The organism is Ahrensia marina (genome assembly GCF_042140245.1).
In the GTDB taxonomy this organism is placed as follows: domain Bacteria; phylum Pseudomonadota; class Alphaproteobacteria; order Rhizobiales; family MH13; genus MH13.
Window position 1 is genome coordinate 2,509,232 of the sequence record NZ_CP159483.1, and the last position, 11,748, is coordinate 2,520,979.

16 protein-coding genes are annotated in these 11,748 nt (G+C 55.5%); 14 read left to right on the plus strand and 2 right to left on the minus strand.

The window, feature by feature from the left end; translation table 11 throughout:
• Positions 1 to 226 precede the first annotated feature (226 nt).
• Complete coding sequence (locus ABWH92_RS12290) at positions 227 to 1,405, minus strand: hypothetical protein (protein ID WP_375568751.1); 1,179 nt, start codon at positions 1,403 to 1,405, stop codon at positions 227 to 229.
• Positions 1,406 to 1,818: 413 nt separating this feature from the next.
• Here ABWH92_RS12290 and ABWH92_RS12295 point away from each other — a divergent pair, with 413 nt between their 5' ends.
• From ABWH92_RS12295 to ABWH92_RS12340, 10 genes are read left to right on the plus strand one after another with little or no spacing between them, the layout of a single operon-like run.
• Positions 1,819 to 2,136, plus strand: a complete 318-nt coding sequence (locus ABWH92_RS12295) for a hypothetical protein (RefSeq protein WP_375568752.1) — start codon at positions 1,819 to 1,821, stop codon at positions 2,134 to 2,136.
• Entirely contained in the window at positions 2,063 to 3,553 is a 1,491-nt protein-coding gene (gene terL, locus ABWH92_RS12300; RefSeq protein ID WP_375568754.1) for a phage terminase large subunit, read from the plus strand. Before ABWH92_RS12295 ends, terL begins: the two co-directional genes overlap by 74 nt.
• Positions 3,550 to 4,863, plus strand: a complete 1,314-nt coding sequence (locus ABWH92_RS12305; RefSeq protein WP_375568756.1) for a DUF1073 domain-containing protein — start codon at positions 3,550 to 3,552, stop codon at positions 4,861 to 4,863. The genes terL and ABWH92_RS12305 overlap by 4 nt, the downstream gene beginning before the upstream one ends.
• 3 nt (positions 4,864 to 4,866) lie before the next feature.
• The gene (locus tag ABWH92_RS12310) at positions 4,867 to 5,973 is read left to right on the plus strand and encodes a DUF2213 domain-containing protein (protein ID WP_375568758.1); all 1,107 of its coding nucleotides are present in this window, start codon (positions 4,867 to 4,869) and stop codon (positions 5,971 to 5,973) included.
• A gap of 2 nt (positions 5,974 to 5,975) precedes the next feature.
• Positions 5,976 to 6,356 (plus strand): head decoration protein, encoded by a 381-nt coding sequence (locus tag ABWH92_RS12315; RefSeq protein WP_375568760.1) that lies wholly within the window; start codon positions 5,976 to 5,978, stop codon positions 6,354 to 6,356.
• Positions 6,357 to 6,371: 15 nt separating this feature from the next.
• Positions 6,372 to 7,391, plus strand: coding sequence for a major capsid protein (locus tag ABWH92_RS12320; protein WP_375568762.1), 1,020 nt, complete (start codon positions 6,372 to 6,374; stop codon positions 7,389 to 7,391).
• A gap of 10 nt (positions 7,392 to 7,401) precedes the next feature.
• Positions 7,402 to 7,692, plus strand: a complete 291-nt coding sequence (locus ABWH92_RS12325) for a hypothetical protein (protein ID WP_375568763.1) — start codon at positions 7,402 to 7,404, stop codon at positions 7,690 to 7,692.
• 13 nt (positions 7,693 to 7,705) lie between these two features.
• A complete protein-coding gene (locus ABWH92_RS12330; RefSeq protein ID WP_375568765.1) occupies positions 7,706 to 8,128 on the plus strand; it encodes a DnaT-like ssDNA-binding protein in 423 nt (140 codons plus the stop codon).
• Positions 8,125 to 8,493 (plus strand): hypothetical protein, encoded by a 369-nt coding sequence (locus tag ABWH92_RS12335; RefSeq protein WP_375568767.1) that lies wholly within the window; start codon positions 8,125 to 8,127, stop codon positions 8,491 to 8,493. Before ABWH92_RS12330 ends, ABWH92_RS12335 begins: the two co-directional genes overlap by 4 nt.
• A complete protein-coding gene (locus ABWH92_RS12340) occupies positions 8,490 to 9,488 on the plus strand; it encodes a phage minor head protein (protein ID WP_375568769.1) in 999 nt (332 codons plus the stop codon). The genes ABWH92_RS12335 and ABWH92_RS12340 overlap by 4 nt, the downstream gene beginning before the upstream one ends.
• 369 nt (positions 9,489 to 9,857) lie before the next feature.
• Here ABWH92_RS12340 and ABWH92_RS12345 read toward each other — a convergent pair whose 3' ends face one another.
• Entirely contained in the window at positions 9,858 to 10,052 is a 195-nt protein-coding gene (locus tag ABWH92_RS12345; protein WP_375568771.1) for a hypothetical protein, read from the minus strand.
• Between the two features lie 14 nt (positions 10,053 to 10,066).
• Here ABWH92_RS12345 and ABWH92_RS12350 point away from each other — a divergent pair, with 14 nt between their 5' ends.
• The 4 genes from ABWH92_RS12350 to ABWH92_RS12365 all read left to right on the plus strand — a co-directional run bounded on the left by ABWH92_RS12350 (position 10,067) and on the right by ABWH92_RS12365 (position 11,735).
• Complete coding sequence (locus ABWH92_RS12350) at positions 10,067 to 10,489, plus strand: phage tail terminator-like protein (RefSeq protein ID WP_375568773.1); 423 nt, start codon at positions 10,067 to 10,069, stop codon at positions 10,487 to 10,489.
• 12 nt (positions 10,490 to 10,501) lie between these two features.
• On the plus strand, positions 10,502 to 10,999 hold the full coding sequence (locus tag ABWH92_RS12355) for a hypothetical protein (RefSeq protein ID WP_375568775.1): 498 nt from the start codon (positions 10,502 to 10,504) through the stop codon (positions 10,997 to 10,999).
• Positions 10,999 to 11,424 carry a hypothetical protein gene (locus ABWH92_RS12360; protein WP_375568777.1) on the plus strand — a complete coding sequence of 142 codons (426 nt, stop codon included), beginning with the start codon at positions 10,999 to 11,001 and terminating at the stop codon, positions 11,422 to 11,424. Before ABWH92_RS12355 ends, ABWH92_RS12360 begins: the two co-directional genes overlap by 1 nt.
• Positions 11,425 to 11,531: 107 nt before the next feature.
• On the plus strand, positions 11,532 to 11,735 hold the full coding sequence (locus ABWH92_RS12365; protein WP_375568778.1) for a hypothetical protein: 204 nt from the start codon (positions 11,532 to 11,534) through the stop codon (positions 11,733 to 11,735).
• Positions 11,736 to 11,748 lie beyond the last annotated feature (13 nt).

Consider the following 11,748-nt stretch of genomic DNA (forward strand, 5'->3'; position numbering starts at 1 on the left):
GCACCGTAGTGACGGTCCGTTGCACTAAATCACTGTCTTGTACGCCTGGTGAATGCGATGCCTCCGTCTTATGCCTTCCACTGCCAACGGGCCATCTCTTTCATGAGAGCGGCATAATAGATTGGGTGCCTTTGTGAGTGACGACACAGCCCCGCTACAACCCCATAAGCGCTGGTACAAAGCCAAACGGTGCAAACACGACGTATCTTGGAGGGCGGCCCCTGCCTTAAGCCAGCACATCATTCATTCGTGCGATAATTAGATCTCGGAACTCTTCACACTCAAAGTAAGCGGTGTGAATTAGCTCAGTTGTCAGGTCCAAAGGGAATTCGTCGCCGTCGATGAGTAGAGAAGTCCCGGCGATGGTTATTAAACCGAGCCTCGTTCGCAAAAGGCTGACAAGCTTGGATGCCGATTGATCTGCGATATGACTGATTTTGATCGACAGGTGTTTCGGTAGAGGCGCATAAGACTTGGCCACCCAACTTGGAACTGGGGCAACATTTTCGAGTCTCAAACCTGGCAGATCAGCACCTCCGGCTTGAGATTTGGCGGCTGCATTGGTCACCGAGTTTCCGGCTTTGGTGATCAGTGGAGCGCTAAACGCAACGACTAATCGTGTGACTTGTAAGAACAGTAGACCCACTCCTGCCAAAAAAGTCGCATAGATCGGAATGTGGTAAAACACCGTCCAGATGGGTCCGCCGCCAAGATCTATGCCGATGTTGCGCAGTTGGTTTGGCAGAGCGTCGGCCAACAAATGAAAAAACCAATTCTCCGCTCTGAATAGATCAGAAAATATTCCTGTCGGTGGCTCTTCCCCAAACCAGATGTCGACCTCATCGGCTGTAATTGGCAGGCCAATCAATACCAGCAGCAAGATGGGGACCAGCAGCAAACCCAGTGTCGATGACAGATTCAAAAAAAATGTTGGCTTGAAAAGTTCGAGCGTTGATCGATTTGCCATTCCAATGCCTTGGATTGCTTCATCCTCAGCATGCCAAAGCGGGATCAACCTGCTCTCAAAAACCATCTGCGTGTTGCGCAGAATCGTCGATGTATGTCTTTTTGCCCAATAATCCCAAGCAATGGATACTCCGCGCAGAGCGGCGAACGGTGCGACTGCTATTCCAGCGAGTAACGCCAGCGTGAGAGCCGTGTCATACGAAAAATCATCAAGCCATTGGTCAAATTGGGTGACGCCGCCGAGGTCAAAGAGAGCCAAAACTGAAAGATAGTAAGCAGTCAAAACCGCCATCATCAGAAATTTCCCGAGCGTTTTGGAGCGAGCAAAAAGCTGGCGTGACCGAGTGAATTTCAGGAACGGGGTCCCAACCGTTATCCAAAGCTTCAAGTCCGGAAGAGACTCTCCCTGTTGTGCCAATACTTCGAGCGCCTTCGCCATTATCGAACCACCATGGCTATGCCCGATTAGAAAGAGCGGTTGTTTTTTTTTGCTTAGCTCTCTGAGCAATGTAGCTAATCGTGCGGATGCTGCTCTTCGTGAGCCTTCGCTGTTTCGGCCATCCCATTGAAACGGCGTCCAACTGAGTTCCGTTATTTTCGGATTCGTTGCAATTAGCCTCTCCCGTACCTCTTGCTCGAACCCACTTCCCTTTTGCCACCACCGGTCCCCTCGCACGGGTCCGGATGCAAAGGTTCCATGAACAGCTACGATGTGGGCGATCACTGTTAGTCTCGAAGTTACTGATTAAGAGAGCTTGGCATCGAATGAATATGAAAGACTAATTGTATTTCTGAATCATGAGTAAGTAACCCCTTCTAAGGACCAATTGGAACGCAGTGCGGAGGGTGACAATGGCGGCACGAAAACAGCTTTGGCACCCTGATGAAGTCAAAGAAAAGATCAAGACAAGTCAGCTCATCAACCGTTTGACGAAGCACGCTCTTTCTCCCGATCCTATCATGGACGCGAGCCAAGTGAATGCGGCCGTGAAGTTGATCAATAAAGTCATTCCCGATTTGAAGGCTATTGAGCATACCGGCGAGGGTGGTGGTCCCATTCAAACACAAGATGTTCCTGCCAAAGAGGGTGACCTGATTGAGCAATCCAAACGACTTGGCCTCGACCCAAGCGTTCTTGGCCTCAGTGCAGGAGTGGAAACTAAGACCTGAAGGCGGTCTGCTCGACTTCGCTCGGTACTTCTTCGCTGATCGTGAGGGTCAGCACTTCATTGAAGGTCCGCACCATCACGTTATTGGATCGACGCTAGATAGAGTTTTGGCAGGTGAAATCAGCCGTCTCCTGATCACCTTGCCTCCCGGTTACACCAAGACCGAACTTGCCGTGGTCAATTTCATTGCCAAGGGCTTTCAAGTTAACCCGGCAAGTCGGTTCATCCATGCAACGTTCTCCGACGATCTGGCGCGAGAGAACAGCGACAAGATCAAGGAACTGATCAACCTCGAAGCGTTTCAGGGTCTGCAAGCTGTTTCGATCCGTTCAGACAGCAGCGCCAAGGATCGTTGGAAGACCATTGAGGGTGGGGGCATGCTTGCCAAGGCGGCAGGCGGCCCCATCACGGGCTTTCGGGCTGGCCGGATGGAGAAGGACAAGTTCACTGGCGCGCTGGTCGTTGATGACCCTCTAAAGCCAGACGATGCGTTCTCGCCAATGAAACGACAGACGGTCAACAATCGGGCAACGAACACATTCAGATCGCGCCTGGCCCATGAAGGTGTGCCGATCATTGTGATCATGCAGCGCCTTCACACAGAGGACTTTGCGGGCCATTTGCTCACGGGTGGGACTGGTGAGACGTGGCATCATCTGGACCTGCCAGTCGTCATCGATAGGGCGGCGGATTACCCCAAGGAATGGACGCACGGCCAGCCGGTCGAGCATGATCTACCAGAAGGCGCGCTCTGGCCAGAAAAACACTCTCTGGATGAGATCGAGGTGCTCAAGGCTGATGAGTACACCTACAACAGCCAGTATCGGCAACGCCCCGCATCTGTTGAAGGCGCGTTGTTCAACATGGACGGGTTCCAGTTCTACAACGAACTGCCGCCCGTCGATCACTACAAGATGTACGCTGATACCGCGCAGAAGACGAAAGAGCGCAACGACTTCAGCGTCATTCAGCTTTGGGCCAAGTCCAAGTCTGGCGGGATCTACCTAGTCGATCAGCTTCGCGGCAAATGGGAAGCGCCAACGCTGGAGAGCACGGCGAGGGCCTTTTGGGCCAAGCACAAAGACAAGAACGTTCGCGGTCTAGCGGTTGAGGACAAATCATCTGGCACTGGCTTGATCCAGTCCCTAAGCACAGCGCGGCCGGGATTGGACCTTATCCCCGTCATCGCGGTCCCTCGCAGCAACGACAAGTACACGCGGGGCATGGACGCGGCACCTTGGATCAACTCTGGTGCTGTTCACTTGCCTGCCAAGGCGGACTTCCTGCCAACCCTGAAAGTGGAGTTGCAGATGTTTGATGGCCTTGGAACTGGCTTCGATGACCAGGTGGACCCACTCATGGATGCGATAGCCGACATGCTAGGTGGTTTTCACTACGACTGGGCTGGCGCCCTTTGACTTCGCTTTTCGACGGCCTGCGGAACCTTGTGTCTGGGCTGGGCAGTTCGCGAGATAAGGCGTCTGCTGCAAGCTATAACTGGCAAGAACTAGATGCCAAGGAATTGCGTGACGCCTATCGCTCATCGTGGCTGGCTAAAAAGATTGTCGATATCCCGGCGCAAGATGCGGTCCGTGACTGGCGAGAGTGGCAGGCTCAAGCAGACCAAATAAGCGAAATAGAAGCAGAAGAGAAACGCCTGGGGGTGCAGGCCAAGGTCAGACAGGCACAGATCCTGGCTAGGCTGTACGGCGGTGCGGCCATCTACATTGCTACAAGCGACCGCAGCCCAGAGAAGCCACTTGATCCAACATCGATCAGAACGGCTGGGATCGAGGCGCTGGTTGTCGTTTCGCGACATTGCCTAAGCGCTTACGAAACACAGGATAACACCCTCCTACCAGGGTACGGTGAACCCTCGCTCTACACGGTTGAAGGCGGAGTGTTCGTTCATCCATCGCGGTTGGTGGTGTTTGATGGTGCCGCATTGCCTGACCCCGACATGCGCCCAGATGGTTGGGGCGATAGTGTCCTGCAAACGACGCTCGATGCTGTCAAAGCGACCGATAGCGTAGCAGCTAACATCCTGAGCCTGACCTACGAGGCCAAGGTGGATGTGGTGAAGGTCCCGCGCTTTACCGAAGGCCTGCGCAGTGGTGGCCCAGCGTATGAGAAGGCCATGTTAGATCGTTGGCGCCTTGCGATGGCCGGGAAGGGTATCAACGGCGCGTTGATGATCGACGCGGAAGAAGAATACCAGCAGAAAACACTATCCTTCGCGAGTATCCCGGACGTCTGGGATCGGTTCATGATCACAGTATCTGGTGCATCAGACATTCCCGTCACGCGCCTTTTTGGACGTGCCCCAGCGGGCATGAACGCCACAGGCGAAGCCGACACAAGTAACTACTACGACATGGTCAAGGGTATCCAAACCGGGTCTCTGCAGCCCGCAATGGCGATCCTTGACGAGTGTCTGATCCACTCAGCTCTTGGAGCCCGCCCAGACGAAGTTTTCTACAACTGGCGTCCGCTTCAGCAGCCAAGTGCGAAAGAACGCGCAGAGGTCGCAGACAAGACGACGTCAGCCTTCGAACGTGTCCACCGGATGACCGATTTGGTTCCGGAAGAGCCGCTCGGCAAAGCGTTGATCAATGCACTGACAGAAAGCGGGATCGCTCCCGGCCTTGAGGCCGATGTCGATGAGTATTTCGCGGGCGACCGTGAAGACGAAGACGATCCTGACCCGGCTCTTCGGCCAGAGGACTAACCCATGCGCTTCACTGACACCGCCCCGCTTGGGGCAACCCGCATCTCGCGGGACGGATACCTATTGGCTGAAGCAGCGTGCGCACGCACGGGCTGCCAAGTCTATCTCGGCAAGGAGTTGGGCGCCGAAGCTGGATTCGAAGACGAGAATGCCATCACGGTCTACCGACCAGAAGAAGCGGTCTTCAATCAGGACAGTCTAGCAACCTACGCAGGCAAACCGGTGACCATTGGTCATCCCAGCGAAGATGTAACCGCTGAGAACTGGAAAGATCACGCGGTAGGCGAGGTGGCGGATGAAATCGTCCGCGACGGTCAGACTGTCCGCGTTGCCTTCATGGTTCGCGATGCCGCTGCGATCAAAGCAGTCGAGGCGGGAACCCGTGAAATCAGCATGGGCTACTCGACGAACATCGAGAAGCGTGAGGGCGTAGCGCCGGACGGCACGCCCTATCAGGCAGTCCAGACAGGTCCAATCACAATCAACCACTTGGCGCTCGTGGATCGGGCGAGGGGCGGTTCAGAGCTTCGCATTGGCGACAGTGCGGGCAAGTGGGGCGCGGCCCCTATCACCATGAGCGACATCAAGGAGAAAACCATGTCAGATGCTCTGAAGACGGTGGTGTTGGGGGATAAGGCCGTCAAGGTCGATGCCTCTGACATTGCTGCAATCGAGGCCTTCAAAACCTCGCAAGCGAAGGCGCTTGCCGACGCAGAAACCGCCCACAAAGCGGCCATCGATGCCAAAGACAAAGAGATCGCGACCAAAGACGCGAAAATCGAAGAGCTGGAGAAATCCAAGCTTTCCGACAATGATCTTGACGCAAGAGTTGAGGCACGCGCTTCGCTGCTCGATGCAGCTCGCAAGATTGCCAAGGACGTGAAGACGGACGGCGTTGCCGACACGGACATCCGCAAGGCTGTGGTTTCGGCCAAACTTGGAGATGCTGCCGTCAAGGATCGTTCTGACGCCTACATCGAGGCTCGCTTCGATGTTCTGGCTGAAGACGTCTCGAAGTCCGACCCGGTCGCGGATGCACTCTCCCAACCATCCAAACAGAAACTGAACGACGGCTGGGGCGATGTTGTCCCTATGCGTAAGGAGGCCTGATCATGACCATTATCACTGAAGGTGCTCGCAAAGCTGAGTTCATGATTTCCGAAGCGAACGACTGGCGGTCGCGTAACGAAGTCGTTGTGACGGTCCCGGCCAACACCACGCTTGAGGCAGGCACGGTACTTGGCGAAATCACCTCGTCCGGCAAATTCGTGCGCCATGATGCTGGTGCGTCTAACGGCTCACAGACTGAAGCCGGCATCTTGTTCGCCAACCTTGTGAACACCACCGGATCGGCGGTGGATTTTGATGCAACCAACGTCGCCCGCGATGCGGAAGTGCGCCAGTCCGGCCTCACTTACGAGGATGGCGCTGACGCCACTCAAATCACCACGACCAATGCCGCGCTTGCCGGTCTTGGCATCATCGTCCGCTGAAAGGAGGGCTGACACATGGCCACCATGGACATTTTCAATAACTCGGCTTTCAGCGCGACATCCTTGTCGGGCATGGTTGAGAAGATGGACTACGTTCCTCAGCTCTTGGGTTCCTTGAGCCTGTTCGAGCCGGAACCAGTTCGTACACGCAACGTCTTCGTGGATCGGATAGAAGGCGGGCTGACGCTCATCCCGACATCGGCAGACGGCGCTCCTCCTGATGTGCTGGATGGCGAGGATCGTGATGCGGTCAATCTGCGCACGACACGTCTTGCCAAGCGCTTCACGCTCTATGCTCACGAATTGGATGGCATCCGTGCCACGGGTTCAGAATCCGAGCTGATGAACGTGCAGCGCGAGTATGGCCGCCGTCTTGGCCGCCTGCGTAACGATATGGAGGTGACGCACGAGCATCACCGCCTGGGTGCGCTTCAGGGCGTTCTGCTCGATGCTGATGGTTCGACGGTCATCTATGACTACTCCACCGAGTTCAACGAAGCCATTCCGGCTGCCGTGAGCTTTGAGTTGGATGTCGATACAACGGACGTACACAAGCTGTGTAAGAACATTGCCCGTAGCATGGCTCGCTCGGGTAAGGGCTCGTTGGCAGGCGCATCAATCCACGCTTTGGCTGGTGATGACTTCTATGACGCGCTGATCTCCCATCCGAATGTCGAGAAGTTCTACCTTCAGCAGCAGGCAGCCAACGCGTTGCGTGAGGCTCAAGGGCAGGTCTTCGAAAGCTTCCGCGTGGGCGGTATCACGTTCCACAACTATCGCGGGACCGATGACAACGCCACAGTGGCGATCCCAACAACGGAAGCGAAGTTTTTCCCGGTCGGTGCGCGTGATGTCTTCAAGGTGGCCTATTCACCTCTTGAGGCTCTTCAGTTCGTCAACACGCCTGGTCAGTCGGTCTACTCCATCAACGTGCCGGATCGTGAGCGCAACATGTGGACCAAGGGCGAGATGTATTCCTACCCACTCTACATGTGCCAGCAGCCTCGTGTGCTGCGTCGCGCAACGCTGACATAGGAGGGGCGCCATGAACACGGTTGAGGTGAAAAACCCTACGTTCAAGAGCAAGGCTGTCCGCGAAGCGGGTGGTTTTACGGTCATCAAACCTGGCAAGACTGCCGAGGTCGAGGCCGATTGGTCTGACACTGAACTGGACCGTTACAGGTCGGCTGGCCTGCAAATCACCAAGGCGGGTGCGGCGAAAGCAGACCCACTGGCTGACCTCAAGGCCCAGGCTGACGAGCTTGGTATCGATTATGATGGCCGCGCGACCCAGAAGTCGTTGCAGGAAGCCATTGACGCCAAGCTGGCTGAATAGGTGAGGGCGCGGAATGGCTGATCTTGCAGGGTTCCGCGCCTATCACACCGCACGGGGTAACAGTGCCCCCACTAATGCTGATGACGCCGTTGCTGAAGCTGCTTTGGTGAGAGCAACAGACTACATCACCGACGAGTACATCTGGCGGTTTCAAAAGCAACACAAAGACCCGTTGCCTGATGCAGTCGACGAGGCGATCTACGAGGCTGCGCTGTCAGAACTGTCCGTCGAAGACGACGCAGTCGTGCTCATCGACGGTGGTTTCTGGGGCAAGACTTACACGCCCGCAGAGGCCAAGGTTTTGGTTCAGGTGGACACGATCCGTTGGCAGTACACTGGCGGTGAGAACGGCTATCAGTTCCCCGTGTCTACCAAGATCGAAGGTCGCTTGCGGCCTTATATCCTTCCTGACGTACCTGTGGTCATAGTCGCATGAGCGGTAAGGCGATTGCTGCTGAGATTGCTAGTGCTTTGGATGAGGCGGCAACGTCGGTCGGTAAGCGCAAGTTTCGCGTCACGTTCATTCGCGCTGGCGAGGCGACGGGCGATCCCTGGAACCCAACACCAGGTGAACCGACGCGCCATGATTTGCGTGCCTTGCGCGGGAAGTACACGACAAATGAAATTGACGGCACTCTTATTCAGCGCGGCGATATCAAGCTGATGGTGGAGGCGGGTTCGTTTATCCCGTCCACTGCAGACACAGTAGAGATGAGCGGCAAAACCTATGCGGTCATCAACGTGGAGTTTGTCTCACCGGGCGGCGAAGCGCTGATGTACAAAGTGCAGGTGAGAAAGTGACCCTCCACGAACTGCTTGCTGCATTTCCAGAAAGAGTTCGGCAGGCCTTCTTTGTCGGTATTCGCGAGATCCAGGATCAGGCCCAGATTAATGAACTCGTAAGGGCTCTAGAGCGTGGTGATGTTCAGGGTGCAGTTGATATCCTCTATGTCGAAGAGGCAGCCTTCCGCGAGTTTCAGGAGACGTTGGAACAAGGTTACGCCGATGGTGGAGCGGCTCAGATCGCTGACTTGGGTCGATTGGAAGACCAGGAAGGCAATCGTTTCGTTTTCCGCTTCAGTACTCGCAACCCTCGCGCTGAACACATCATACGAGAGTATTCTTCTCAGCGCATAACTGCGATTGTCGAGGATCAACGGCAGGCTGTACGCCAGTCCTTGGAAGAGGGGCTTTCACGCGGGCAGAACCCACGTGCAACAGCTTTGGATGTTGTTGGACGCATTGAGCGTAGATCGCAGAGGCGTAGGGGCGGTATCATTGGCTTGTCTGCACAAGATGAACGCGCCGTTTCTAGCGCCCGTCGAGAGCTAGAGGGCGGCGAGTTCAGCTCCTACCTGAGGCGCGACAGGAGAGATCGAAGGTTTGATGCAACAATCCGCAACGCTATACGAGAGGGCAGGCCTCTAACACGAACACAAATACAACGGCTCACGGGGCGCTACAGCGACAGACTTTTAAAACTGCGTGGTGAGACCATCGCACGTACAGAAACGCTCTCAGCGCTCAACATGGGCCGTTTTCAGGCCATTGAACAACTCATCGACACCGGCAAGGTGCGTAGGCAAGACGTTACACTGGTTTGGAACGCGGCAAAGGACTTGCGAACCCGTGATACGCATCGCGCCTTAAACGGGGAAAGCGTCAAGTTTGGCGAGGCCTTTGTCAGCCCACGTGGTGCAAGGTTGCGTTATCCCGGTGACCCGCAAGCGCCTGCATCAGAGATCGTGAATTGCAGATGTAACTTGCGAGTACGCGTTGACTATCGGGCGAACTGATGGCGCGTCAAACATTCAGTGCAACTGTCTCAGATTGGGTGAGAGAGACTAAAGAGCGGCAGGTGGCTGTAGCGAAGACGGCAGCTCAAATGGCCTTCGATGGAGTGCTAATGCGCACGCCAAGAGCTACAGGCTTCTTGCAGGCCTCTTGGCGAGCCACTTTGGATCAGCCGCAGGCTCTCACCGACCAAAATCCTGGTGGTGGCTCTGCTTTTCAACCAGAGGGTCTTGAACTCGCAATTGCCGGGTGGGATGGAAATAACCCACTCTATCTGACGTTCTCAGCCAACTACGCGGGCTACGTGGAATACGGGTCAAACGGTCGTGCGGGAGTTGGCATGGTCCGACTAGAGGCCGCGATGTGGCAAGCTACTGTTGACCAGGCTGTTGCTCGCGTTCGCGGCGCTCGATGAGAAGCTCATAGGACATCAACAACCGGGATAGTGCTCCACGCGCGGCCTCTAGAGCCGTGTTTCCGTGGGTGCTTGCGCCTTTATCAGCGCCCAAAGCGTCGTGTGCCGCAATGATCCGTTGTCGCACCTCTTCATCGGTTAACTCGGTCAATCAAGGCACCTTTCATGGCAACTCATATTGAGGCGGTCATCGCTAACGGTTTGTTGGCGAGGGCATCGACCGTAGCCCTGCCAACAGGGTTTGAAAAGGCTTGGCCAAACGTGCCGTACAGCCCCGAAGGCAACACAACTGGGTACGTACGGTTCTCTGTTCTCAAAAACACACCAACGAACCCCCGCATCCGGTTTGGGGATGAACCAATCCGCAGAGGCATTTTCCAGGCTTCGGTGTTCATGCCTGAGGGCAACGGCATCATCTTGATCAGCGATGTTGCTGCCAGTGTCCGAGATGCTTTTGCGCGTGGAACGAAAATCATCAGCGGCTCAGTCACGATCCGCATTGATGAAGAGCCTTCCATTGGACAGAACCTACAAGATGGCGTTTGGGTGCAGGTCCCGGTGTCGATCCCATACATCGTTTATCCATAAGGAGGGACAGACATGTCCAATCTATACCCCGTTGCTGGAGCCAAAATTTGGATGAGCACGGCACCAGTGCCGCTGCCAACTGATGATGTGACTGCATCGACCTTCTCAGGGGTGACCTACGTTGAGATCGACGGCTGGGAGACCATGGGCGCCTATGGTGACTCTGCAGAACTAATCACCACACAGCTCATCAACCGGGGCAGAGACATCAAGCAAAAAGGCACCAGGAACGCGGGTTCTATGGAGAACAATTTTGCCATCGTGGATGCGGACCCTGGTCAAACACAGCTCATCGCTGCTGAGGCGACCAGGGACAACTACGCCTTCAAGATTGAGTATGATGATGCGCCTGCCAGTGGCTCAGCACCCACGCCATCGCGAGATGAGTTCATTGGCTTGGTGATGGGCGCGCCAAAGCAGGGCGGCGGCGCCAACACAGTGCGGATGATTTCCAGCACCATCGAGATCAATTCAAACCTTCTCTTCACAGCAGCGGCCACAGGTGACTGATGAAACTCTCAAACGTTCAGCGTGACGCGCAGCTTGCTGAAGATGGGCAATGGATTGAGGGCCTACCCAATTGCGAGGACTTAAGGCTCAAGGTTCGTGGGATGAACACGACCGCCTTTGCCGACGCACATGCTCGACGCTTGCGAGATGTTCCAGTTCACAAACGGGATGCGGAGGGCAATCTATCGGCTGCCGACTCCTACGTCGCGCTTGGTCATGCGCTAGCGGATGTCGTTCTTCTGGGTTGGGACAACATTGAAGACAACGAAGACGGCAAGCCTATACCGTATGATCAAGACACAGCGCGCGCTTGGCTGACCAATCTGAACACGGCAGAATTTCAGACAGCGGTCACGACGGCCGCTGCTCGTGTTGATCTTGCATCTCGGAAGACTGACTCAACGGGAGAGGCAGCAAAAAACTAGCGCGGGCCGTGACGCTTTCCTTGGCGGGTGAGCGTCCCAATGTATGGCCCGGGTTTGATCAATGGTTGGAAGCTTTTTGGTGCCTATCAACCGAAAGGCAAGCTGCGATGAGTGCGGGCCCAATACCCGAAAGCGCTATCCTGTGGTGGGCCGACAGGTTTGTTGCTGATCACGAGTTCGATGTTTTCCGCCGAAGTATTCGCGAGATGGACGCTGCCTTTCTCGACTATATGAACACACCCGAAGACCAGCGCAGCGTTGTGTTGGACACGCCGCTCAGTCCCGGCCTGCTCCGGTCAAAGCTTGGATAAAAGCCGTCGTGTA

Bases quoted from the DNA above. Each gene is read 5' to 3' on its own strand.
- ABWH92_RS12335 (WP_375568767.1), top strand. From the start codon at position 8,125: ATGAGCGGTAAGGCGATTGCTGCTGAGATTGCTAGTGCTTTGGATGAG.
- ABWH92_RS12310 (WP_375568758.1), top strand. From the start codon at position 4,867: ATGCGCTTCACTGACACCGCCCCGCTTGGGGCAACCCGCATCTCGCGG.
- ABWH92_RS12290 (WP_375568751.1), bottom strand. From the start codon at position 1,405: ATGGCGAAGGCGCTCGAAGTATTGGCACAACAGGGAGAGTCTCTTCCG.
- ABWH92_RS12360 (WP_375568777.1), top strand. From the start codon at position 10,999: ATGAAACTCTCAAACGTTCAGCGTGACGCGCAGCTTGCTGAAGATGGG.
- ABWH92_RS12355 (WP_375568775.1), top strand. From the start codon at position 10,502: ATGTCCAATCTATACCCCGTTGCTGGAGCCAAAATTTGGATGAGCACG.
- ABWH92_RS12320 (WP_375568762.1), top strand. From the start codon at position 6,372: ATGGCCACCATGGACATTTTCAATAACTCGGCTTTCAGCGCGACATCC.
- ABWH92_RS12295 (WP_375568752.1), top strand. From the start codon at position 1,819: ATGGCGGCACGAAAACAGCTTTGGCACCCTGATGAAGTCAAAGAAAAG.
- ABWH92_RS12325 (WP_375568763.1), top strand. From the start codon at position 7,402: ATGAACACGGTTGAGGTGAAAAACCCTACGTTCAAGAGCAAGGCTGTC.
- ABWH92_RS12315 (WP_375568760.1), top strand. From the start codon at position 5,976: ATGACCATTATCACTGAAGGTGCTCGCAAAGCTGAGTTCATGATTTCC.
- ABWH92_RS12330 (WP_375568765.1), top strand. From the start codon at position 7,706: ATGGCTGATCTTGCAGGGTTCCGCGCCTATCACACCGCACGGGGTAAC.
- ABWH92_RS12350 (WP_375568773.1), top strand. From the start codon at position 10,067: ATGGCAACTCATATTGAGGCGGTCATCGCTAACGGTTTGTTGGCGAGG.
- ABWH92_RS12365 (WP_375568778.1), top strand. From the start codon at position 11,532: ATGAGTGCGGGCCCAATACCCGAAAGCGCTATCCTGTGGTGGGCCGAC.